The 24,039-nt window shown below is 48.6% G+C and carries 22 protein-coding genes; 19 read left to right on the top strand and 3 right to left on the bottom strand.

Going from position 1 to position 24,039, the window contains the following annotated elements; translation table 11 throughout:
- Nucleotides 1-6: 6 nt before the first annotated feature.
- A complete protein-coding gene (locus SPSPH_RS19575; protein WP_075757675.1) occupies nt 7-1,125 on the bottom strand; it encodes a Coenzyme F420 hydrogenase/dehydrogenase, beta subunit C-terminal domain in 1,119 nt (372 codons plus the stop codon).
- Between the two features lie 11 nt (nt 1,126-1,136).
- The gene (locus SPSPH_RS19570; protein WP_075757676.1) at nt 1,137-2,135 is read right to left on the bottom strand and encodes a DMT family transporter; all 999 of its coding nucleotides are present in this window, start codon (nt 2,133-2,135) and stop codon (nt 1,137-1,139) included.
- Between the two features lie 168 nt (nt 2,136-2,303).
- On the opposite strand from SPSPH_RS19570, the gene SPSPH_RS19565 reads away from it, so the two are divergent.
- The 19 genes from SPSPH_RS19565 (at nt 2,304) to dapA (ending at nt 23,297) form a co-directional block, all read left to right on the top strand.
- The gene (locus SPSPH_RS19565) at nt 2,304-3,185 is read left to right on the top strand and encodes a LysR family transcriptional regulator (protein ID WP_075757677.1); all 882 of its coding nucleotides are present in this window, start codon (nt 2,304-2,306) and stop codon (nt 3,183-3,185) included.
- A 79-nt stretch (nt 3,186-3,264) separates the two neighbouring features.
- On the top strand, nt 3,265-3,606 hold the full coding sequence (locus tag SPSPH_RS19560; RefSeq protein WP_075757678.1) for a zinc ribbon domain-containing protein YjdM: 342 nt from the start codon (nt 3,265-3,267) through the stop codon (nt 3,604-3,606).
- Between the two features lie 241 nt (nt 3,607-3,847).
- Nucleotides 3,848-4,042, top strand: a complete 195-nt coding sequence (thiS, locus tag SPSPH_RS19555) for a sulfur carrier protein ThiS (protein ID WP_075757679.1) — start codon at nt 3,848-3,850, stop codon at nt 4,040-4,042.
- 49 nt (nt 4,043-4,091) lie between these two features.
- Nucleotides 4,092-4,862, top strand: coding sequence for a thiazole synthase (locus SPSPH_RS19550; protein WP_075757680.1), 771 nt, complete (start codon nt 4,092-4,094; stop codon nt 4,860-4,862).
- Complete coding sequence (gene thiH / locus SPSPH_RS19545) at nt 4,862-6,016, top strand: 2-iminoacetate synthase ThiH (RefSeq protein WP_075757681.1); 1,155 nt, start codon at nt 4,862-4,864, stop codon at nt 6,014-6,016. Before SPSPH_RS19550 ends, thiH begins: the two co-directional genes overlap by 1 nt.
- A complete protein-coding gene (locus SPSPH_RS19540; RefSeq protein ID WP_338736249.1) occupies nt 6,003-6,617 on the top strand; it encodes a thiamine phosphate synthase in 615 nt (204 codons plus the stop codon). Before thiH ends, SPSPH_RS19540 begins: the two co-directional genes overlap by 14 nt.
- Nucleotides 6,618-6,779: 162 nt before the next feature.
- Entirely contained in the window at nt 6,780-8,495 is a 1,716-nt protein-coding gene (locus tag SPSPH_RS19535; protein ID WP_075757683.1) for a LytS/YhcK type 5TM receptor domain-containing protein, read from the top strand.
- Nucleotides 8,473-9,231, top strand: a complete 759-nt coding sequence (locus SPSPH_RS19530; RefSeq protein WP_083945708.1) for a LytR/AlgR family response regulator transcription factor — start codon at nt 8,473-8,475, stop codon at nt 9,229-9,231. The genes SPSPH_RS19535 and SPSPH_RS19530 overlap by 23 nt, the downstream gene beginning before the upstream one ends.
- Before the next feature lie 135 nt (nt 9,232-9,366).
- A complete protein-coding gene (locus tag SPSPH_RS19525) occupies nt 9,367-11,142 on the top strand; it encodes a carbon starvation CstA family protein (protein ID WP_075757685.1) in 1,776 nt (591 codons plus the stop codon).
- Between the two features lie 141 nt (nt 11,143-11,283).
- Nucleotides 11,284-11,979, top strand: a complete 696-nt coding sequence (locus tag SPSPH_RS19520; RefSeq protein WP_075757686.1) for a hypothetical protein — start codon at nt 11,284-11,286, stop codon at nt 11,977-11,979.
- A gap of 103 nt (nt 11,980-12,082) precedes the next feature.
- Complete coding sequence (locus SPSPH_RS19515; protein ID WP_075757687.1) at nt 12,083-12,799, top strand: FadR/GntR family transcriptional regulator; 717 nt, start codon at nt 12,083-12,085, stop codon at nt 12,797-12,799.
- A gap of 223 nt (nt 12,800-13,022) precedes the next feature.
- Nucleotides 13,023-14,477, top strand: a complete 1,455-nt coding sequence (locus tag SPSPH_RS19510; RefSeq protein WP_075757688.1) for an NAD(P)/FAD-dependent oxidoreductase — start codon at nt 13,023-13,025, stop codon at nt 14,475-14,477.
- Nucleotides 14,477-15,715 (top strand): NAD(P)/FAD-dependent oxidoreductase, encoded by a 1,239-nt coding sequence (locus tag SPSPH_RS19505; protein ID WP_075757689.1) that lies wholly within the window; start codon nt 14,477-14,479, stop codon nt 15,713-15,715. The genes SPSPH_RS19510 and SPSPH_RS19505 overlap by 1 nt, the downstream gene beginning before the upstream one ends.
- Nucleotides 15,712-16,083, top strand: coding sequence for a DUF1667 domain-containing protein (locus SPSPH_RS19500; RefSeq protein ID WP_075757690.1), 372 nt, complete (start codon nt 15,712-15,714; stop codon nt 16,081-16,083). Before SPSPH_RS19505 ends, SPSPH_RS19500 begins: the two co-directional genes overlap by 4 nt.
- Before the next feature lie 214 nt (nt 16,084-16,297).
- Entirely contained in the window at nt 16,298-18,064 is a 1,767-nt protein-coding gene (locus SPSPH_RS19495) for a methyl-accepting chemotaxis protein (protein WP_075757691.1), read from the top strand.
- A 135-nt stretch (nt 18,065-18,199) separates the two neighbouring features.
- The gene (locus SPSPH_RS19490; protein ID WP_075757692.1) at nt 18,200-19,384 is read left to right on the top strand and encodes a CCA tRNA nucleotidyltransferase; all 1,185 of its coding nucleotides are present in this window, start codon (nt 18,200-18,202) and stop codon (nt 19,382-19,384) included.
- A 92-nt stretch (nt 19,385-19,476) separates the two neighbouring features.
- Nucleotides 19,477-21,507 carry a methyl-accepting chemotaxis protein gene (locus tag SPSPH_RS19485; protein WP_075757693.1) on the top strand — a complete coding sequence of 677 codons (2,031 nt, stop codon included), beginning with the start codon at nt 19,477-19,479 and terminating at the stop codon, nt 21,505-21,507.
- 172 nt (nt 21,508-21,679) lie between these two features.
- Nucleotides 21,680-22,255, top strand: a complete 576-nt coding sequence (locus SPSPH_RS19480) for a UbiX family flavin prenyltransferase (protein ID WP_075757694.1) — start codon at nt 21,680-21,682, stop codon at nt 22,253-22,255.
- A 163-nt stretch (nt 22,256-22,418) separates the two neighbouring features.
- The gene (dapA, locus tag SPSPH_RS19475) at nt 22,419-23,297 is read left to right on the top strand and encodes a 4-hydroxy-tetrahydrodipicolinate synthase (RefSeq protein WP_075757695.1); all 879 of its coding nucleotides are present in this window, start codon (nt 22,419-22,421) and stop codon (nt 23,295-23,297) included.
- Nucleotides 23,298-23,380: 83 nt separating this feature from the next.
- Here dapA and SPSPH_RS19470 read toward each other — a convergent pair whose 3' ends face one another.
- On the bottom strand, nt 23,381-23,983 hold the full coding sequence (locus SPSPH_RS19470) for a cyclodeaminase/cyclohydrolase family protein (protein WP_075757696.1): 603 nt from the start codon (nt 23,981-23,983) through the stop codon (nt 23,381-23,383).
- Nucleotides 23,984-24,039: the final 56 nt, after the last annotated feature.

Here is a 24,039-nt window from a genome sequence, read left to right as displayed (position 1 = left end):
TGCTTGTCAGTCAATGTTATTTACATACTTGTCAATCAGATAAGGGAAGCCGTGAGTATAATAATCCTCCCAGAACTGGCTGCGGTTTTCGGGGAATTTGACAGGCTCGCGGAGACGCTGCTGTTCGGCTAAGCATTCTGCTGCCGGCCGCTCTGCATAATCAAGATCCTGTTTAACCTGTTCGAACAGCATTTTTCCTTTGGCGGAATTTATTAAAATCAGGGATACGCCCTTGCTGTCCATAAATTCCGGCATATATTTTTCAATGCCCCAATAATCGGCGATGGTGATATCGGAGGCCCGTCTGCTGTCGGTAAATCTGCATTGGGAACAGGATGGCCGCATGATGGTGCGGGCGGAAAAGTACAGGGTATAGTAATCATCCTCCACATGCGGCTGAGGACAGTTTTTCGTAGTACACATAAAATTCCTGTTGCTATTGGGGCGGTTCCAGGCAAACACCTTGCTGCGGAAATGCACGCTCTCAATTTTATTACCGTATTTAACCTCTAAATGCCGGAGATATTCCTGCCATATCAGCGGACTGGGAATACCATAACAAATGATATCACAGACATACAGGTTTTTCGCCGCCGGGTGGTCGCCGATAAAGCTGCGCAACCCTGCTGTCTGACAGGGTGTTCCTGTAAATAATACCGGTGTTCCGTGGCTAAGATCGGTTTCAATGTCGGCAAAGGTATCTTTCAAATCGCTTTGCGCATATTTGGAAATTTTGAAGCGGTCGCGCTCTTGGGCATTGCGGGCCTTTTTATGGCATATTTTGAAGTTTTCCTCAAAATCAACGCCGTAGACCACGCCATTTTGTTTGAGAATATAATCCGACAGAGCGGTAAATGCCCCGCCGGAGGTAGAGGTCATTTTTACGTCGTCGGCTTTATGTTTGGCGGCATATACGTTCGAGAAGACCGGTTCCTTGGCATTCCCTTCTTTTATCAGTGGACAAACCTGAACACATTGCTCACAATCAATACATGCAGCCTGATTGATGACAGGATATAAAAAGCCTTCCTTATCCGGCTCCATGGCAATGGCGCTGCCGGGACAGATTTGCTGACAGGCACTGCAGCCGCAGCAGTTTTCTTTGCCGGTAAATACAGAGTTCATGAAATACCTCCTCAATTTTGCTGGCAGCCGGGAGAGCGGTCAGCCTTTTTTTGATTGGTAATATAGACACCGGCAATGGCTAATAAGCCGCCTAACCCGGTGTAGATGGTCAACAGGTCGCCATACACAGCTACGCCTGCCAGTGTAGCCATCAGCGGATTAAAATAACTGTAGGTTGCCGTTTTTACCGCACCGATTTTGGCGATCCCCACATACCAGACAAAGTAGGAATAGACTGAACAAAACACAGCCAGATAGACGGCAGCCAGCAGGGTAGTGGCGCTGATTGCCGGCAGCTGCTGCCATAAGGTTTTTTCGGCAAATACACTTGGCACAAAGGCAAACGGCAGTAAGAATATGGCGCCGAATATGTGGACATAGGCCATGGCGACAAAGGGATTGTATTTTTCTAACACGGTTTTGCTCTTGAGTGTAAACCAGGCCCACATGAGCGCATTTAAGAGAATCAGGCTATCGCCTAAAAATGTCCGCTGCTGGAACAGGCCGCTGATTTGCCCCTGGGTTATTACTAATAACACGCCCAAAAAGGCAATACTGATTCCTAAGAGGCTGCACTTCGTTATGGTTTCTTTTTTGGTAAACAGGCAGAATAAAGCGGCAAAGGCGGGGGCGGTTGCCATGATAAGACCGGCATTGGTACTGGTTGTATACAACAGTCCCGTATATTGAATGTGGAAATAGAGCGTAATGGCGAAAAAACCAAGAAAGCAAAACTGGGGCAGGTCTTTGGTATCCAGCCGGGAACTGCCCTTCTTTACCAGCAGAATAAGACCGAACAATACCGCCGCGATCACAAAGCGGACGATCGCCAGGTTTAAAGGCAGCAGCTCGTGCATGCCGATTTTGGCAGCCACATAGGAGGTTCCCCAGAATATAGTCACCGTTAGTAACAGCAGGTGGATGTTGCCAAGCTTTTTCCAAAGAGAAGGCTTGGCCGCCGGTATATCGTGGTTATTTACTTGTTTTGAAACAGCAGTTGAGCTACTCATTACAAAGTCCCCAATCGTTAACCGTGTTCCGGAGAGTAGAATACGGTATTGCGCTAAAATATTTATTCGTCCGATTAATTATTGCAATTATAGCATACTAAAAGGTATGATAAAACTATTAAAAATATATGTATTATATACCAAAAAAATATAGTAAGGGGTGTGTAAATGGATATTCGGGACATGAGGAACTTTTATGCCATTGTGGAGGCAGGCAATATCAGTAATGCCGCTAAACGGCTTAATATCGCCCAACCGCCCCTGAGCAAGCAAATGAAACAATTGGAAGAACAGCTCGGGGTGCAATTGTTTGAGCGCGGCAGCCGCAGGATACGGCTTACAGAGGCAGGGCAGCTGTTGCGGGAGCGGGCAGAACAAATACTCGGGCTTGTTGATGGTACGGTTAAAGAAATTACGGAATTGAATTCAAACCTGGCCGGGACCCTGTCGATCGGGACGGTGACTACGTCAGGGGCCACCTTGCTGCCTAATTTGCTTTCCCGGTTCCATGATTTATACCCTGATGTTACCTTCCAATTATGGGAGGGTGATGGCTATCGAATTTTAGAACTATTGGACAATCGGGTTATTGAGATCGGTATTATCCGGGCTCCGTTTGATTCGGAGATTTATGAATCCATTACCCTGCCTGACGAGCCGTTAATGATTGCCATGAAACGGGATGGCTGCCAATGCGGCGAAGATCCTGAAGTTATCCGGCTGGCTGAGCTTGCCGGTCAGCCCTTGATTATTCCGCGAAGATGGCAGGCCATGGTTGAAGAATGGTGCGAAAAAGCCGGGTTTGCACCGAATATCGTATGTCTCTGTGACGGAATTTTACTCAACATACTTTGGGTTAAACTGGGGATTGGCATGGCGTTGGTTCCTAAATCGACCGAGGTGTTAAGTTCCGATGCGGAGCTGATTTATAAAACCATTGTCGAACCCAGTGTATCAACGCAAACGGTAATTGTCTGGGTCCGGAATCGCAATTTATCTGCCAGCAGCAGGCATTTCCTGGCTTTGTTGCAAGACCTCCAGCCTGAGTAAAAAAGGTATAGGGTTTGTCAATATGTGAAAACTGTGGTAGTATATGAAATTAATAATAATGATGGGAGAAAATGAAAATATGAATGATTTGCCTAATTGCCCAAAATGCAATTCAGAATACACCTATGAAGACGGAAGTCTGCTGGTTTGCCCGGAATGCGCCCATGAGTGGGCAGCAGGGGCGGAAAGTGAAAATAATGAAGGCAAAAAGGTTGTCAGAGATGCCAATGGGAATGTTTTGCAGGATGGCGATTCTGTAACGGTAATCAAAGACCTCAAGGTAAAAGGCAGTTCATCGGCCGTAAAAATAGGAACAAAAGTAAAAAATATCCGTTTAGTCGAAGGCGACCATGATATTGATTGTCACATTGACGGTTTTGGGGCGATGAAGTTAAAATCCGAATTTGTTAAAAAGGCATAATATCCGGGGATTCCTGCGTAGTGGTTGCTGCTGGCTGCAAGGGTAGCAAACGGCTGTCTTTGCTTGCTTTGCAGTGGACAATATGGTATACTGGAAGAAAATGAAAGAAGCACAAAATGGGGGACACCACCAAAAGGGTGTCAGTCTCATTTTGTGCTTTTTTTGTTTCACAGAATAGATGTTTTGCGCGCCTCAGTGCTGGTGAAAGTTGTGGGGAGTGCGCTCGAAGGGAGAGAAAGCAATGAAATTAAATGGCAGGACAGTTCTGCTAAAACAAGATCAGACCTTAGCCGAGTTTTTACTGGCAGAGAGATTTGATGGCAAAACGATTGCGGTGGAGCTTAACGGGGTGATTGTCGCCAGAGCAGAGTATGAGACTACCCGGCTTACGGATGAAGATAGCTTGGAAGTCGTCAGCTTTGTAGGCGGTGGTTAAATTTTAAAGTTGTTAACAGAAAAGAAAAAAGAGGAGGAAGGTGTTTTCCATGAACGATCGGTTGGTGCTTGGGGGACATGAATTTCAGTCCCGGTTGATTTTAGGCTCAGGTAAGTTTTCGCTGGCAATGACCCAGGCGGTGATAAAACACGGTGAAGTGGAAATGGTGACCCTGGCTTTGCGGCGCGCCAATGTTGGCGGTGAGGAGAATATTCTGGAGTATATCCCGGAAGGAATCACGATTTTACCCAATACATCGGGTGCCAGAAATGCAGAGGAAGCTGTCCGGATTGCCAGACTGGCACGTGAAATAGGCTGTGGCAGCTTTATCAAACTGGAGGTCATCCATGATTCGAAATACCTGCTGCCAGATAACTACGAAACCGTGAAGGCTACGGAGATTCTGGCCAAAGAGGGCTTCCTGGTTATGCCCTATATGTATCCGGATCTGAATGCGGCCCGGGATTTAGTTAATGCAGGGGCGGTATCGGTTATGCCGCTGGGGGCGCCGATCGGCAGCAACAAGGGGTTGTGCACCAAAGAGTTTATCCGGATTCTGGTGGAGGAGATCGATCTGCCCATCATTGTTGATGCCGGAATCGGCCGGCCGTCCCAGGCGTGCGAGGCCATGGAAATGGGCGTGGCTGCCGTGATGTGCAATACGGCTATCGCAACTGCCGGCGATGTGGCCCAAATGGCCAGAGCTTTCAAACAGGCTGTTGAGGCCGGCAGGGCGGCTTATCTGGCCGGTTTGGGACGTGTTTTGGATGGCCGGGCAGAGGCATCCAGTCCGTTAACCGGGTTTTTGGAGGAGTGCTGATGATGGCCGGTTATGGAAATCATATGGAGTATATGGCAGGGATGGAGGTCATTGACTCCGGTTTAATGGAAAAAGTCATGTCGTTGGTAGAAAAGTATGAGTACCGGCAGTATACGGGTAACGATGTGGAACGGGCGCTGCGGCAGGAACGGCTTTCCCTTGAGGACTACGGAGTTCTCCTGTCTCCCGCGGCCGCAGCTTATTTGGAAGCTATGGCGGTGAAGGCCAAGGCAGAGACCAGGCGGCATTTTGGCAACTCGATTCAAATGTTTACACCGCTGTATATTGCCAACTATTGTGAGAATCATTGCACCTACTGTGGTTTCAACTGCCGGAACCGCATTAAACGGGGCAAGCTGAACCTGGAAGAAATGGAAGCAGAGCTAAGCGCAATAGCGGCAACAGGACTGAAGGAAATTTTGCTGCTCACCGGCGAATCCCGTCATTGGTCCGGGGTTGAGTATATTGGTGAGGCCGTTACTTTGGCGGCCCGGTATTTTTCGACAGTCGGGATCGAGATTTATCCCTTGAACACTGATGAATACGCGTATTTGCATGCGTGTGGCACCGACTTTGTCTGTGTGTATCAGGAGACCTACAATCCCGGTAAGTATGAACAGGTTCATTTGCGCGGGCCGAAACGCAGTTACCCTTATCGCTTTTATGCCCAGGAGCGAGCCTTACGGGGAGGAATGCGCGGTGTAGCCTTTGGCGCTTTACTGGGGCTGGATGATTTTCGCAAAGATGCTTTTGCTGTTGGTTTGCACGCCTATTATCTTCAGCAAAAATACCCGCAGGCCGAGATTTCCTTCTCGCTTCCCCGCTTGCGGCCCTATATTAACAACGCGGAGAACCATGCCAATGACGTTCACGAAAGGCAATTGCTGCAGGTTATGCTGGCATACCGCCTGTTCATGCCCTTTGCGGGTATTACGATTTCTACCCGGGAGCGGGCCTGGTTCCGCGACCATGTCATCGGCATGGCTGCGACAAAGATCTCTGCCGGGGTCAGTGTTGGTGTCGGGGGGCACACCGCTGAGGAAAAAGGTGATGAGCAATTTGAGATTGCCGATCCGCGCAGTGTGCAGCAGGTCCACCAAATGATTCTCGGCAGAGGCCTTCAACCGGTCTATACCGACTATGTGCGAGTGTAGCGCGCCGATGCTGATTTGTGTAACCCGGCGCCAGCTTTGCCAGGAGGATTTTTTGCACCGTATTCAGCAATTGGCTCAGGCCGGGCCCTATGCGGTGATGCTCCGGGAAAAGGATTTGGATTTGCCGTCCTATGAGCGATTGGCCGGGGAGGTAAAGGAAATCTGTGACCGTTACGGGGTGCTGCTGATTCTTCATCAACACGGTATAGTCGCGGAAAAACTGAAGCTGAGCCATTTGCATTTGTCGCTGCCGGCTTTACGGACTTATAAAGCCGGCGAGCGCCCCCTGCTTGTCGGTGCATCTGTCCATTCGGTTGCCGAAGCTGAAGAGGCCCAGGCTCTGGGGGCTGCCTATGTTGTTGCCGGACATATTTATGCCACCGACTGCAAGCCGGGAATTCCCCCCAGAGGACTGTCGCTATTGCGGCAAGTCTGCCAGGCGGTTGCGCTGCCGGTGTTTGCCATTGGCGGCATCACCAGAGAGAATGCGCGGGAGGTGTTGGCCAGTGGCGCCAGGGGCTTCTGTGTTATGTCGGAAGCCATGACTTGTGAGGAACCGGCGGCGCTGGTGGAGGCTTTTGCCAAAGCCGCGTTGCCGTAGCAGCATATATACCGCCCGGATGTTTCTTTTTTTACTGCATAGTTTGTCGGCAGTTTGCCGGTTTGAACCCCAAAAAATGGTTCAGGCCGGCAAACTTTTTTTTTGCAGGGTTACTGTGTTTTTCTCCGAAGTAATATCATATTGAAGGTAGAGGTGCATTCTATGGAAGAAACTTTGCTGATGCAAATGATCGAACGCATGAGTATTGCGGCCACATTGGCGTTTGTTTTATCGCAGACTACCATTTTTCGCCGTATTACTTACAGTTATGTAAGCGTAATGGATAAAGTAAAACTTTCGCTTATTTTTGGCTGTATTGGTATTGTTGGTACCTATGCCGGCATCCCGGTGGATGACGCACTGGCCAACTCCCGGGTGGTAGGAGTGATGGCTGCCGGACTGCTTGGCGGTCCGGCCATAGGGGCTGCGGCCGGTTTAATAGCCGGGGGACACCGCTATTTGATGTTTGGCGGATTTTCGGCTTTTTCCTGTGCGCTGGCCAATGTCCTGGAGGGCTTGTTAGCCGGCTGGATAAAACAGCGATACCCGCACAGTCCGATGTCCTGGTGGATGGTTCTGCTCAGTGGTATTGTCGGAGAAATTATGCAGATGGTGATTATACTGCTTACCGCCCGGCCCTTCGAAATGGCGGTAACCCTGGTAAAGCATATAGCCTTGCCGATGATTGTCGCCAATTCCATCGGGCTTATGATTTTTATGTTAATCATTAAGATGACAATGGAGGTACAACAGCAAGTCGGCGCGGCACAGTCGCAAAAAGTATTGGCTATTGCCGCTCAAACCTTGTCGTATTTTAGAAAAGGGCTTGATACGGCGTCCGCCAAGGCGGCGGCAGACATTATTTATGCCAATGGAAGTTACCCTGCTGTGGCCGTAACCGATACCGAACGGGTTTTGGCTTTTGTTGGCACCGACGCCGAACATCATTTGTCGAGGCACCACCAGCTTACGCTTGCTACCAATAAGACTTTGCAGACAGGCAATATTTATATTGCCAAAAGTCCGGAGGAAATCGGCTGCCAATGTCCCGGTTGTCTGCTGACCAGTGCCATTGTCGTACCGCTGAAACGAGGGGAACAGATTATTGGAACCTTTAAGCTGTACTACGTCGACAATAAGCCGGTTAATCAATCAGATGTCGTATTTGCCGAGGGACTTGCCCATTTATTTTCCATTCAACTTGAACTGGCGGAAATCGACCGTCAGGCAAAATTAGCCGCGAATGCGGAATTAAAGGCTTTGCAGGCCCAGATCAATCCGCATTTTTTATTCAATACGCTGAATACGATAACCTCGTTGATTCGCACCAAACCGGATTTGGCGCGCAGCTTGCTGATAAAGCTCAGTGCCATTTTCCGTTTTACCTTGCAAAAAGCCGGTCGCAATATTACTATTGCGGACGAACTGACACAAGTCAGCGCCTATTTGGCGATTGAAAAAGCCCGCTATGGGGACAAACTGCATATTGAAGAAAATATTGATCCGTCAACCGGGGAGTATTTAATCCCCTCACTTACCATTCAGCCGGTTATTGAAAATGCTGTTATCCATGGCTTGAAGCCAAAGAACGATGGCGGAACGATTACCATTAGTATTCAGAAAACCGTGCATGATATTATGATTATGGTTGCCGATGATGGGGTGGGAATGGATTTGGCGGCAGCCAATCCCCTCAAACACCCTTTTAACGATCATATCGGACTGATGAATGTTCATGAACGCCTGCGCGGACAATATGGCGGCTTCTATGGTCTAACTATTGACAGCACTATCGGCGCAGGTACTGTTGTTACTATTACCATTCCCCAAATAACTGCAAATGAAGGTGAAGCATGTGCTCAAAGTCCTGATTGTTGATGACGAATTACCAGCCAGAGAAGAATTGCGCTATCTCCTGTCGTTGAAACCGGAGATTGAAATTGCCGGTGAAGCGGACAATGGCGCAGAGGCCATTAAACTTGCTACCCTGTTACAACCGGATGTTATCTTTTTAGATATCAGCATGCGGGACATCAATGGGCTGGAAGCTGCGGTAATCTTAAGAAAAATTGCAGCCCATACCATGATTGTTTTTGCTACCGCCTATGACGAATATGCGATAAAAGCCTTTGAAATTGGCGCGGTAGACTATATCTTAAAACCCTTTGAACAGGAGCGGATTGACAAAACCATTGTACGTCTGAAAAATTATCAGCCGGAAGAATGGAAAGCCGCTGCTGACCGTATTGATGCTGTACTTGATGTTACCAAAGTTCATATTCACAAACTGCCGGTAGAAAAGGCAGGGAGAATTATTTTCATCAACTACAGTGATATTATTTACGCTTATGCCAGTGCCGGCAATGCCGTTATCGTAACCGCCGGTGAAGAATTAAACTATAGCGGTACACTCGCAGAACTTGCAGACCGGGTTGGCGATACCAATATACTGCGCGTACACAAAAGCTATCTTGCAAACATGGATAAAGTACAAGGAGTTGTGCCGTGGTTCAAGGGTACTTATTGGCTGAAAATGGAGCAATGCCCGCAGGTGGAAATACCTGTTAGTAAAAGTAAAATTAAAGAGATAAAAGCCATTTTGGGATTGAAATAATACTATTTCTGTTCATTGTCAATAATTTCTGTTTAAGCCTTACTTTGTTCCATTCATAAAGATTGCATTTATTTAATGAATTCTTTGTTTTATAGTTAATTCGAAGAATTCAATAAATACAAGGAGGCAAGTCTTATGAATGGTTTTTATCTGGTACTCATCGCTGCTTTGGTGCTGACGATTTGTTATCGTTACTACGGCGCCTTCATGGCTGCAAAAGTATTAGCTCTTGATCCTAACCGACCGACTCCGGCTGTTGTCCACGAAGATGGCCATGATTATGTGCCCACGAATAAATGGGTTACTTTCGGTCATCATTTCGCCGCTATTGCCGGCGCCGGCCCGCTTGTCGGCCCGGTACTGGCAGCCCAGTTCGGTTATTTGCCGGGAACTATCTGGCTGCTTATCGGTGCCTGTATCGGCGGGGCAGTCCATGATATGATTATCCTGTTTGCCTCAATCCGCCATGATGGTAAATCTATTGCGGAAATTGCCAAGGCGGAAATTGGTAAATCGGCCGGTTTGGCTGCTGCCCTTGCCGTTATCTTTATTTTGGTTATCACCATGGCAGGTATGGGGATTGCGGTTGCCAACGCCCTGTTTAACAGTCCCTGGGGAGCGTTTACCGTTGGGGCCACCATCCCAATTGCCCTGTTCATTGGCATTTATATGCGCTATCTTCGTCCTGGCTGTGTGGGCGAAGCATCCTTTATCGGCGTTGCTTTGGTTATTGCCGCTGTATTTGGCGGAGCCTGGATACAACATTCTGCCTGGGCACCTTTTTTCACGCTTACCCGTTCCCAATTAGATATTTTACTTCCTTTATATGGTTTTGTTGCAGCCGCGCTGCCGGTATGGCTCCTGCTGGCTCCGCGTGATTATTTAAGCACCTACATGAAGATCGGTACGATTGCTGCCTTGGCTTTAGGAATTATCATTGTTCAACCCCAGATCCAGATGCCGGCGATTACGCCCTTTATTAGTGGCGGCGGTCCTGTTGTTCCCGGTCCGGTATGGCCTTTTGTCTGTATTACTGTTGCCTGCGGGGCAATCTCCGGCTTCCATTCAGTCATTGCCACCGGTACAACGCCTAAAATGATTACCAACGAAAGCGAAATACTGCCAATTGGTTTTGGTGCCATGCTGGCGGAATCCTTTATTGGCCTCATGGCTTTGATTGCGGCAACCAGTCTGGTTCCTGCCGATTACTTTGCTATCAACAGTACGCCGGCAGCCTTTGCCAAGCTGGGAATGGTTGTCGAGGAGCTTCCCTGGTTATCACAAATGGTTGGTGAAGATGTTGCCGGCCGGCCTGGCGGTGCGGTATCACTTGCCGTAGGTATGGCGCACATTTTTGCTAAAATCCCCGGACTGGAAAACTTTATGTCCTTCCTCTATCACTTTGCCATCATGTTTGAAGCCCTGTTCATTTTAACCATTATTGATGCCGGTACCCGGGTTGGCCGTTATTTATTGCAGGAAGTTGGCGGCATGATCTACAAACCGCTTGGTGATGTACATTGGACTCCCGGCATCGTGTTTACCAGTGCATTAATCTCCTTTGCCTGGGGCTATCTGATCTTTGGCGGTTCGATTTCATCCATTTGGCCCCTGTTTGGTCTGTCTAACCAATTGCTGGCCAGCATGACGCTAACCATTGGTACTACCGTATTGCTGCGTATGGGCAAGGCAAAATACCTGTGGGTTACCTTGGTGCCACTTTCCTTTATGCTGGTTACGGCCCTGACTGCCGGTTTTTACAATATCTTTGAATTCTATTTGCCCAAAGGACAAATGTTACTGGCCGGTTCCAGTGCAGTCATGATGATTCTCATTGTCTTTGTCATTATTGATGCTGTAAAAGTATGGTTTAACATGAAACCTGGCAAAGCTGCGGAAGAAACGCTGTAGTCAATAACCCCTCTTGAAAGAGCCTTGGGCACTTGCCGGAGTTCCGGTAAAGTATCCGGGGCTCTTTCATCTGGGAGGGGATTTTTTACCTGACGTCGAATCCCTGGATATTCGCCAAAGTAAGAAGCGGGGGTTAAGTAGTTGGGCAAACAAGCAGAACTTTTGCAGGAATTTAACCGGGGACGGCTGAATGAGGAAGCGGTGAATGTGGAAAGAGTGCATTTCTACAAAACCGACAGAAGCGTTAATCCCAAGCAGGAGGACCCTTTTTATGTTTCTTTAGGGAAGCTGCCTGTTTTGGTGTCGGCGCCGCATGCCGTCAGGTACTTCCGGCAAAGAAAGATCAAGATGTCAGATCAATTTACCGGTTCCATCGCGTTTCTCTTGCAGCAACTGACAGATTGTCATGCCATTGCGGCGACTAAGCTTTATGGCGGTGACCCTAACACCGACAACCCTTGTATCTATAAAGAAAGAATTGCCGGGATTTGTGCCAGGCACAAGATAAAGCTGGTACTGGACCTGCACGGTGCGGCGCGCGAGCAGGATTTTGATGCCGACTTTGGCACCAATGGGGGCAAGACGCTGCTCAATCAGACCGGGATGCTGGCAGCACTGGAGCGTAACTTTCAAGAGCTGGGGTTAAGCAAAATCTCCCGGGACCACGCTGGCGCCATCGGCCCTGATGCCGTTACCGCTTATGTGGCCCGCGAACTGGGCATACCTGCTGTGCAGATAGAAATTAACAAACAATACCGGGTGCCCGGACAAAATCCCCAGGGTTTCCACCGTCTGCTGGGGGCTTTGGTCCAAAGTATCCGGGAACTGACACGGTAGACCGACGGCCGCCTCCCCGGAGTTGCGATAAAGGCGGCAGGACGCTATAATTAATGTCATAATCAAGGGAAATCCCCGGGATTGGTGTAAGGTGGTGAAATCCATGCTGGTGGTTGAGGGTTTGGCAAATAAGTCCCTTGTGGAAACTACTTCAGATGCCATAGTCAAGCTGATTGTTGATAATGAGTATCCTGTCGGACAGAAGCTGCCGAATGAGTATGAGCTTTCGCAGCTTTTGGGCGTAAGCCGCAACACCGTGCGTGAGGCCATTCGGGCGTTGGTGTCCAGAAATGTTGTGGAAATCCGGCGGGGTGCAGGCACCTTTGTTTCGCAAAAAATGGGTATCGCAGATGACCCGCTGGGGCTTACCTTCATCAAAGACAAGGAAAAAGTATTTTTAGACCTGATCCAGGTGCGGTTTCTTCTGGAACCGGCCATTGCCTCCTGGGCGGCACAAAATGCAACAGTCGGAGAGATTGAAACCTTAGGGCAGTTGTGTGATGAAGTGGAGCAGCAGCTGTTGGCCGGTGAAAATCCGGTAAAAAAGGATATTGAATTTCATACCCAAATTGCCAAATGCAGTAAAAATACGGTGGTGCCTAATTTAATTCCCATTATCAATGCGGCTATCACTGTGTTTACCAATATTGAGGAAAATAAAGTGGTAAGCAAAACCATTGAACATCACCGGGAAATTTTTGAAGCCATTAAGGCCCGGCGGCCCCATGACGCGCAAGACGCTATGCTGCTGCATCTGTCTTATAACCGAAATAAGTTAAGGAAAAGTATGCACCTTAAAGAAACCTCATTTCTCAAATAAAACGGAGAAGTGAGGTTTTTATTTTTTTATAAATACATCCTACGTATTTGAGGCCATATATATGGGTAAAACGAAATAATAAAGTCCCAATAGGAGGAATAATTGTAATTTTATTCGAAATAAGCGAAATCAATTGACAAAACCCTCTGAAAACGATAATCTAAAATCATAAATACATCCAATGTATTTGGATTGGTAATAGGAATATGGGGGTGCTTGCCAAATGAAGCAGGTGTATGATGCAGTAATTATTGGCGCAGGCGTGGTCGGTAGTGCGGTGGCGAGAGAGTTGGCCCGGTTTCGCCTGAAGATCGGGGTTCTGGAAAAGGAACTGGATGTAGGCTGTGAAACCAGCAGCAGGAATACCGGTGTGCTGCATGCCGGCTTTACTTATAAAACCGGCTCCCTTAAAGCGCAGTGCAGTGTGGAAGGGAATGCCGAATTTGATAAAGTGGCCGAAGAATTGGATATTCCTTTTAAACGAACAGGCAAGGTGGTTGTCGGCTTTGATGAAAAGGACCGCCAAAGCCTGATAAAATATAAGGCCATTGGCGATGCCAACGGTGTGCCTGGCTTAACCATGATTGATAAGCAAAGACTGGCAGAACTGGATTCAAGTGCCGGGGGAGAGTTTGCCATGTATGCCCCTTCGTCCGGCATTTTAAATCCTTTTATTTATACTATTGCCCTTGCGGAAAATGCCAGGCAAAATGGCGTGGATTTTTATTTTGACCAGGAAGTCATCGGTATTCAAAGGATAAATGACCTTTATGAAATAACCACCAGGCATGGGGTATACCAAACGCGATGGGTGGTTAACTGTGCCGGGCTGAACGCAGCCAGGATTTCAACCCTGCTGGGGATTGACGGCTATACCATTGCCGGCTTCAAGGGCGAATATTTTGTGTTAGATAAAAGGGTTGGCAAATACCTCAATATGCCGGTATATCCGGCACCGGGGCCGACAGGCGGCTTTGCCACCCATGCAACGCCGACGGTGGATGGCAATGTGCTGGTTGGTCCAAGCTCGGAGCTTGTTGAGGATTTTGCCGACTATGGCGCAACACCGGCGGTGATGGAGAATTTGATTGCCGATGGCGCCAAAATGTTCAAACATATGAAACGGGAGCACTTTATCCGGAATTTCTCCGGAATTCGCCCCAAGCTGATCAATAAGGAGACGCGGCAAGTACTTGATTTTGTAGTAGAAGCAAGGGCAGAAGCCCCCAATACCATTAACCTGGTAGGCATTGAATCACCCGGGTTAACCTGTGCCCTGCCCTTGGCCAGAAGGGCGGTTGCCCTCATGCGGGAACAAGAAGCCCTGACACCTAATGAAAGCTTTAACCCGAGGAGAAAAGGCATCCTTTGCTTTGCTGAGCAAAGTCGTGAGGTACAAAAAGAATTAATTGCCCAAGACCCCAATTATGGCGAGATAATTTGCCGCTGTGAAACGGTGACTAAGGCCGAGATACTGGCGGCCGTCCATAATTGCCTCGGCGTGGAAACCGTACTGGGGATTAAAAACAGAACCCGCGCCACCATGGGGCGCTGCCAGGGCGGCTACTGTGAGACCAGAATTGCCGAGATTATTCAGGAGGAATTGCAGAAAAAAGCAACCGGGGTCATCTATGGAAGACCTGGTTCTACCATGTTTACCGGGAGGGTGAGGGTGTAATGGCTGTAATAAATAAAGAGGTTGTAATTGTCGGTGGCGGGCCGGCGGGGCTTGCGGCTGCGGTACAGCTTAGAAATAAAGGCATTAACGATATTGTCATACTGGAAAGAGAAAAGCAGTTAGGCGGAATCTTGCGGCAATGCATCCATGACGGCTTTGGCCTTACCCGGTTTAAGCAGACTCTGAGCGGCCCGGAGTACTCGGCACGCTTTATCGACCAGGTAGCAGCAATGAATATCGAATATATTACCGACACCACCGTCATTGACATTACCCCGGGAAAAAAGGTCATTGCCGTGTCAAAAGCAGGTTTGCTGGAGTATCAGGCCAAAGCCGTTGTGCTGGCAATGGGTTGCAGGGAAAGAACCAGAGGCGCCATTGGCATTCCCGGTACAAGGCCTGCCGGTATCTATAATGCCGGCGTCGCTCAGGCATATATTAACCTGCATAATACCATGGTGGGCAAAGAGGCGGTTATTCTTGGGTCCGGTGATATCGGGATGATTATGGCCAGAAGAATGACACTTGAGGGCGCCAGGGTAAAGGCAGTGTTTGAGCTGCAGCCATATCCCAGCGGCCTGCCGCGAAATATCGAACAATGCCTGAATGATTATGGTATTCCGCTGCATGTAAGCCACACCATTACCAACATCAAAGGCCATTCGCGCCTGGAAGGCGTTACCGTATCGCAGGTTGATGAAAACCTGAAACCCATTCCCGGAACAGAAAAGGATTATGCCTGTGATACCCTGATTCTGTCTGTGGGCTTAATTCCCGAGAACGAACTGTCCTTAGCCTGTGGCGTAGAGTTGGACGAAAGAACCAAAGGTGCTGTTGTGGATGAAAACTATCAGACTACTGTACCCGGTGTGTTTGCCGCCGGTAATGTACTGCAAGTACATGATTTAGTCGACTTTGTCTCCCTGGAAGCAGAAGCGCTTGCCGACAGTGTGGTCGAATATATTACCGCAGGCAGGCTGCCCGGCTGCGGGATTAGGATAACAACAGATGCTGCCGTAAGCCATACCATTCCCCAGCAGATCAGTGGCGGCAAGGATGTGAAAATCTCCCTGCGGGTAAGAAAACCCTTGAAGAATTGTGTAATAGATGTCCTGCAAGGGGAAACGGTAATTAAGACAATCAAGCTGAAAAAAGCAATTCCGGCAGAGATGATCCAGTTTAAGCTGGAGCAGGCAGCGCTGAAATCGACCGATACAATCAAGGTGGTGGTAAAATGAAAAAAGAGTATACCTGCATCATCTGCCCTAACGGCTGTGAGCTGGAGGCCGAAATCGAGGGAACAGAAATAATTGCCATAGAAGGGGCAGCCTGCAGCAAGGGTACAGACTATGTCCGGCAGGAGTTGGTCGATCCGCAAAGAAATATTGCTACCTCGGTATTGGTTGCCAACGGGGACATACCGCTTGTAAGTGTAAGACTGAGCAATCCCATTCCCAAAGCGGAAATTTTTGCTGTAGTAAATGAAATTAAGAAAGTAAAATTAACGGCACCGGTAATGCTGGGCCAGGTTATCATCAAAAATGTGCTGGGGCTTAATGCCGATGTTATTGCCACCAAACAGGTCGGGGTAAAACGGGTATCATAATGAAAGTCAATAAAAAAAAGCCCTTAACGGGGCTTTTTTTATTGATAAAGTATTGTGGTGGATTTGGCTGGCAGCAACCTGGCGGCACGGTTTATTAATCATTCTGATATGCCAACGTATTTCCAATTTCAATAACATGTGATAAAATATGATAAAAAATCATTATATTAAGAAAATTTTGTATTTTCCTTTGGGATGAAGTAGGAGGAGCGTTATGACAAAATTAAAGTATCGGTTAATAGCTGCTTTATTTGCCACTAGCTTTGTGTGTGTTTTGATTCTCTCATGCTACAGTGTTTGGAGTACAATCCAGCGTAATGAAGCCGACATCCAGGAATACCGGGCCATGTTATACGAACAATTTGACAGAAGCATCAAGCTGGAGGTGGAAACTGCCCACAGTCTGGTGCAAAAGCTGTATGCTGAGCAACAGCAAGGAGTTTTGTCTGAAGCGGAAGCCAAAAAACAAGCGGCTGCGCTGATACGGGATTTGCGGTTTGATAACGGCAATTATTTTTGGATTGACACCACCGAGGGGATTAACGTGGTGCTGCTGGGGCGGGATATTGAGGGTAAAAGCCGCCTGGAGCTTGTCGATGCTAAGGGTAATAAGTTTATCCGGGATATAATCAACAGCGGCATGCAGCCGGCCGGCGGTTATACCGATTACTGGTTTCCTAAGCCAAATGAAACAGAAGATTTGCCTAAACGAGGCTATTCCTTGCTGTTTAAACCATATAACTGGATTATCGGCACCGGGAATTGGGTAGATGACATCGAAGCAAATGTTGCCGCAAAAGCAGCAGCAAATAAACGCCAGTTGATAAATGATATTGGGATTGCCGTGCTTATCGCCATAATCGGGCTTAGTATTTCTGTCTGTATGGCGTTATACATCAGCCGGAAGATATCTGACCCTATTGTGGCGGCGGCAGAAGGTGTACGCCAGATTGCCACAGGCAATCTGGGAGTAGCTGATTTGCCGGTCAATGCCAGGGATGAGACGGGAATGCTGTCCCTGTCTGTAAATGAGATGAAGGCCAGTTTGCGGGAGCTTATCCGCGAAGTAGCCGATTCCTCAAATCAGGTGGCCGCCGCCAGTCAGGAGCTTACCGCCACGTCGGAACAAACGGCGCTTGCTTCCTCGCAAGTGGCGGCATCTACCACCGAGATGGCTCGCGGCAGTGAGAATCAGGTGCAGGTGATAAGCCATGCTTCCGGCGCAATTGAACATATGTCGGTCAATATTGAGCAAATAACAGACAAGGTGAAAGCTGTGGCTGAAGTATCCGGTAAAACAGCCACGGCAGCAAGGGATGGAGAACAGGCTGTCTATTCTGCCATTAAACAGATGACCAATATTGAAAAAACCGTTACCGATTCTGCGGCAGTTGTCAGCAAGCTGGGGGAGCGTTCCCAGGAAATTGGGCAAATTATCGATACCATTGCCGGTATAGCCGGGCAGACCAATCTGCTGGCGCTTAACGCAGCCATAGAAGCCGCCAGAGCCGGTGAGCAAGGACGCGGCTTTGCCGTTGTAGCCGAAGAAGTCCGGAAACTGGCCGAACAGTCTCATGGAGCGACCCAGCAAATTGCCGGCTTGATTCAGGAAATACAAGCCGATACCGAACGTGCGGTAAAAGCTATGGGAACAGGTACCGGTGAAGTTAAACTGGGTACCAGCCTGGTTTCTTCGGCAGAAACAGCATTCCATGAAATCTCGGCAATGGTAAATCAGGTTTCGCTGCAAGTGAATGAGGTAACGGTTGCTGTTCAGCAGGTGGCGCAAGGCAGCCAGGCAGTGGTTTCCTCTATTCGGCAAGTCGAAACCATTGCCAGGGATGCAGCTGCGGAAACCGGGACTATCTCAGCTGCAACCGAGGAACAGACTGCATCGATGGAGGAAATTGCTTCTGCCAGTCAATCGCTCGCGCAGCTTGCGGAAAAAATTCAAGCTGCAGTTGCCAAGTTTCGGGTATAATTAACTTATAGATAACTGATGTCCCGGACCGCGCCCGCAGTAGTAGAGAAAAACGGCTTCACCCATGCGCGCAATGCGGGGGTGAGGCCGTTTGCTTCTCGGGGTATTAAAAAAGAAGAGTAAGGGGGCAGCCGGATGAGCGGTGAAGTATTAACAGAACGAATCTTTGCGGAAACCATTCTGGCAAATGGCGGGCGTTTGTATCGGGTAGGGGGCTGTGTCCGTGATATGGTGATGGGAATTGCGCCGAAAGATATAGATTTTTGCGTAGTCGGCATGGTTAAGAAAAACTTCAAGCAGCTCTTTCCGGAAGCTTCCGAATGCGGCAAGTATTTTCCGGTGTTTTGGCTGAATGTTGATGGCCGGCGGTGTGAAGTTGCCTTTGCCAGAACTGAGCGAAAAGACGGCAGCGGCTACAAAGGGTTTAAAATCGCGTCAAACCCGAAAATCACCATTGAAGCAGACCTATTCCGCCGTGATACAACGGTGAACTCCATTGCCATTGACTGTTTGACAGGAGAAGTCGTTGACCCGTTTGGAGGCGTTCAGGATATTAAGAACAAACTGCTTCGCGCTACCGGCCCGCAGTTTGCCGACGACCCGATACGCGCCTTGCGGCTGGCGAGCCAGGCGGCGCGATTGGGTTTTGCGATAGACGCTGATACCCTGACGCTTGCAAGTGCCGCGGCGGCTGAGCTTAGTGACGAACCGGCCGAACGGATACTGGCCGAAATGGTGAAGGTTATGCAGGCGGCTCAGGCGCCGGCGCGATTTTTTGAAGTTTTGGCTCAGAGCCGTTTACTGGATATTGCTTTTACAGAAATGGCGCAGTTATCCCGGGAAGAATTTGCACTTGCCATGACGCGGCTGGATGCTGTGGCAAACGTTACCGCCAGTCCCAAGGTAAGGTTTGCTGCACTGGGCTTAACATTAGGACCGGAAGGCTTAGCCTGCTGGAACAAGCGCATGACTTTACCGGGAGACTGGCTCCAGGCCGCCGCAGCAGCAGGTAAAGTGGCAGCTTTACTGGAGCATCCTGACCCGGAAAAAATTGCAGTTGCCATCGACAGTTTGCGGCGTGGGTCACTGACTGTAGCGGAATTTGATATTGTTTCGCAGGCTGCTCAGGCAGGTATTCCGGCACTGGAACCGTTTAAAACAGCACTGGCTTTATTGCCGGGCGCTATCCCGGCGGAGTTACAAGGCAGGGATAGAGGTGAGTGGCTGAGACGGAAACAGAGTACCATTATTGCGGAGATTTGGCTAGACAAAATAGATAAAGAAGCAACACATCTCTTGACTCAACGGGATAGTGTGTGATAAAGTATTGCCAATTGCGACAAAAAATGGTATTTTTCTACTTGTTATCCACAGGAAGACCGTGATAACGTAGGGAATGAAAGGAGTCTGCGATGAGAATTAAAACGGTTCAGGCGCGTTTGCTAATATGGCTGCTGCCACTTATTCTCGTGGTGTTGAGTGTGTTGTCGGGGGTTAGTTACTATATTGCCAACCAATCTTTGCAAGAAAGCGTTGATAAAACGGCTGAGGCAATCGGCACCGATTATGGCAACCGTTTACAAAGCAATATCAGGGAACTCATGGTTCAGTTGGAGGATATGGCCCAAACTCCGACTTTCCGCACCGGGACTGACAAGGCACAGATTATTGCAGCCATGGCAGAGATACAAAAAGAGGTTGGGTTTGAGACTGTTTTATTCATTTCGCCGGATGGCTCGGCGATTCGCGGCGACGGTACTGCCGGCCAATATCAGGACCGCGAATATTTCAAAAAAGTGCTTGATATCAAGAAACCTTATGTCTCCGAACCGCTTGTTTCGCGGGCAACAGGTAAGATATCCGTTTTTCTGGCCGTACCGGTTATGAACAACGGACAACTGGTAGGGATAACAGGCGGGACGTATTCTCTGGAAGCGGTGACTGAACTGATTAAGGACCTGAAGTTCCTTGATACCGGCTATGGGTTAATCGCTGATAATTCAGGGGTCGTCATCTCTCATCCGAGAATGCCTGAGGCTGCCGGGAAACTCAATATTGCCGAAAAGAAGATCAATGAGGAACTCAAGCTGCAGGAGAAAGAGCTTGACGACCGTCTGCTTTCGCTGTTTGCCACCGCCGCTCAGTCCGGGAAGCAAACACACGGCTTATACCAATTCGCTGGCGGTGTGACCAGGGATGGGGTATTTACACCAGTCGACCTTGCCGGTGGTCAGCGCTGGGTTATGGTGGTATCGGCGCCGGAGGCGGAAGCCACTAAGGCCACAGATGCCCTGGCGCGGATTATGCTGATCATTTCGCTGGTTTCTTTATTCATTGCGGCGGCAGCCATCGTATTCATTGCCAGGCAGTTCACCAAGCCTATTGCATTGATACGGGATCAATGTATGCTGTTGGCCGGGGGTGACTTGCGGGAACGTGAGGCTACGGTTATCAGCGAGGATGAAATCGGCCAACTGGCACAGGGCTTCAGACAGATGCGGACAAATTTACGTGAACTTGTTGCGAAAGTGCATTCTCAATCCGAGCAATTGGCTGCTTCCAGTGAACAGTTGACAGCCAGTGCCGATCAATCGGCTGAGGCTGCCAATCAGGTAGCCGCATCGATTACCGAGGTGGCGGCAGGTACGGCAGAACAGTTAAGCGCCGCTAACGAAAGCGCCGCCGTAGCTGAACAAATATCGGCCAGCATCCAGCATGCTGCATCCACCACCCAGGAAGTCGCCCTGCAATCGGCGCAGGCTGCGGTTAAAGCAACCGATGGCAGTCAGTCTGTCAATAAAGCCATCAGCCAAATGGCGCAGATTGAACAAACGGTCAACAGTTCCGCTGAAGTAGTAGCTGAATTGGGCGAACGGTCAAAGGAAATCGGACAGATTGTCGATACCATTGCCGGTATAGCCGGGCAGACCAACCTACTGGCCCTTAATGCGGCTATTGAGGCGGCGCGGGCCGGGGAGCAGGGGCGCGGGTTTGCCGTTGTTGCCGATGAAGTGCGCAAGCTTGCCGAGCAGTCCCAGGAAGCGGCTAAACAGATCGCCGACTTGATTGGCAGCATTCAGGGTGATACCGATAAAGCGGTAACAGCCATGAATGACGGCACCCGGGAAGTAAAGGTGGGCGCAGAAGTCGTTAATGCTGCCGGACAAGCTTTTGCGGAAATTGTGATCCTGGTAACCCAGGTATCTGACCAGATAAAGGAAACTTCCGCCGCAATGGAACAGATAGCCAGTGGCAGCCGGCATATTGTCACATCGGTAAACCGGATTGAAACCTTGGGTAAGACGGCAGCCGGTGAAGCCCAGCTGGTATCGGCGGCTACCGAGGAACAATCCGCGTCCATGGAGGAAATTGCCTCCTCCAGCCAGAGCCTTGCTCATTTAGCGATGGAACTTAGGGAAGCTGTCGGCAAGTTTCAGGTTTAAGCCGGAAAATAATAATTGAACAGGTAAAAGCAGCATTCGCAGCTGGTAGTGTCTGCGAATGTTGCTTTTACTGTATGGACAGGATTGCCGCCCAGTGATTATAATACAAGTAACAAACCGGTGCAGACCGGGCGTTGGTTAGCATGAGAATTCAAAAGGCGGGTAACAGATAATGCCAGTAAACAATAAAAGGCGATTAGTAGTAGGGATGAGTGGAGCCAGTGGTGCCATATTAGGTATAGAATTATTGCAACTGCTTAAGGGCAAGCCGGACTATGAGACCCATCTTGTCATCTCCAAGGGTGCTGAGGCAACAATACTGCAAGAGACGGATTATAAAATAGCTGATGTAATGCAACTGGCTGACAAGGTTTATGATATCAATAATATTGGTGCCGGCATAGCCAGCGGTACATATCGAACCGAAGGCATGATTATTGTTCCCTGCAGTATGAAGACTGTTGCCGGCATTGCCTGCGGCTATGCGGACAATCTGCTGCTTAGGGCCGCCGATGTTACCATTAAGGAACAAAGAAGGTTGATATTAGCCACCCGTGAGTGTCCGCTCAGTGCAATTCATCTAAGAAATATGCTGACCCTGGCCGAAATGGGGGCATTGATTATGCCGCCAATGCTCACCTATTATAATAATCCTGTGGAGCTAAAAGATATGAACAGGCATATTATCGGTAAAATTCTGGAGAAATTCGATATTGAGGTCAATGGTTTCCAGCGGTGGTGTGAGTGATCAATCGATTTTTATACAGCATAAACTTATTCTTATGCATCGAATTTTAGCGAGAAATCAGTGAAAATGCGATATTACTATATAGAAATTGGTTGTTTTATAAGATATAATTATTAATAGTTATACTTTGACGTACCAATTTAAATAAAAGGTGGTCATGTTTATGAAGAACCCATTGTTTATCGGTTCTGCAGTAGCTGTTGTTACTCCGTTTACAGACAGCGGTGTCAATTATCCCGTATTAGAAAAACTGGTTGAGTTTCAAATCCAGGGTGGCACAGATGCCATTGTGGTCTGTGGCACTACCGGTGAAGCCTCCACTATGCCGGATGATGAGCATATTGCCGTTATTAAGTTTGTGGTGGAAGCCACCAAAAAGCGCGTGCCGGTTATTGCCGGCGCAGGCAGCAACGATACCCGCCATGCCATAGAGCTGTCGAAAGCCGCCGAAGCGGTTGGTGCCGACGGACTGCTGTCGGTAACTCCGTACTATAACAAAGCCACACAAAAAGGCTTATACGGGCATTTTAAAGTCATTGCCGATAGTGTTAAGATACCGGTCATTCTGTATAATGTGCCTGGCAGAACCAATTTGAACATCAACCCTGAGACAATACAAGCCTTAGCGGAAATTGATAATATTATTGCTGTTAAGGAATGCAATCTGGGGCAGGTTGGCGATGTGGTCAATTTATGCGGAGAAGGCTTTTCTGTATATTCCGGTGATGATAATGTGGTCTTGCCTGTGCTGTCAATGGGCGGCAAGGGTGTTATATCGGTTATGGCCAATATCATTCCTAAGGATACTCACGACATGGTTGCGAAATTTTTTGCCGGCGATATTAAGGGTGCTATCCGGCAGCAGCTTCAGACACTCAATCTCATAAAAGCGTTATTTAGTGAAGTAAACCCTATTCCGGTTAAAGCCGCTGTAAACCTGCTGGGCTTTGAGGCCGGTCTTTGCCGTATGCCGCTGACAGAACTCAGTGACGGTAATCTTGCGTTGCTGCGCAGTGAAATGAAAGCTTACGGGCTGCTGTAATTTTGGTGCTGTTGCCATTGGCAAAGCTGTATACATACAAAGAAGAGTTATAAATTGCTTTGGCAATTATAACTCTTTTTTGCTTATAGTCTGGTTTTTACCGCATCGAATTTTAGCTGGAGTTCATCAATCCGGTCCTGGAAGCTCCTGACAAGCGTATCTTCCTTGATTAACGGCAAATTTATTTTTGCCGCGGCAAGAGAGCCTTCAATGGCTGTTTTAGTTACCAGTAAGCCTATCATTAAATCCCCTAACACACCGGGCTTAACTTTTGGCAAAAGCATTATACCCGGTTCTAATGCAGCAAGGCAGGCTGCGCTTATTTTTAAAGGTATTTGGATGGCTGACACAGCGGCTGCCTGAATTTCAGCCCTGCGGTGTTCGGCTTCCCGGGGGGTGGATTTCTGCAGTTTGCAGGCGGCAAGCACTCCGTTATAAGCAACAGCATCTTTTTCGATATAAGTTAATAACTCATTATGTAATTCAGTCAACTGTGTTTTAGCATCCCGGAAAAGCTCTTCATATTTTTCCCCTTCCGGACGTCCGTAAGCCGAGTTTACTGACATCTCCAATAAGCAAACACCCATTAAGCCGGATAGTGCTGTAACACAGCCACCTGCCGGCATTACCGGATCATAGGCAGCCACTGCCCTGGCAAAATCTTTAATACTTAAATCTGCTAACATCTTTCTCCACCTTTCGCAAATATATTGACATATAAGATGTTCAACATTCTTTTCTT

The sequence above is a fragment of the Sporomusa sphaeroides DSM 2875 genome (assembly GCF_001941975.2).
Taxonomy (GTDB): Bacteria; Bacillota; Negativicutes; order Sporomusales; family Sporomusaceae; genus Sporomusa; species Sporomusa sphaeroides.
Note: the sequence above shows the minus strand (reverse complement) of the source record. Positions and strands in the feature narration are given on the sequence as shown.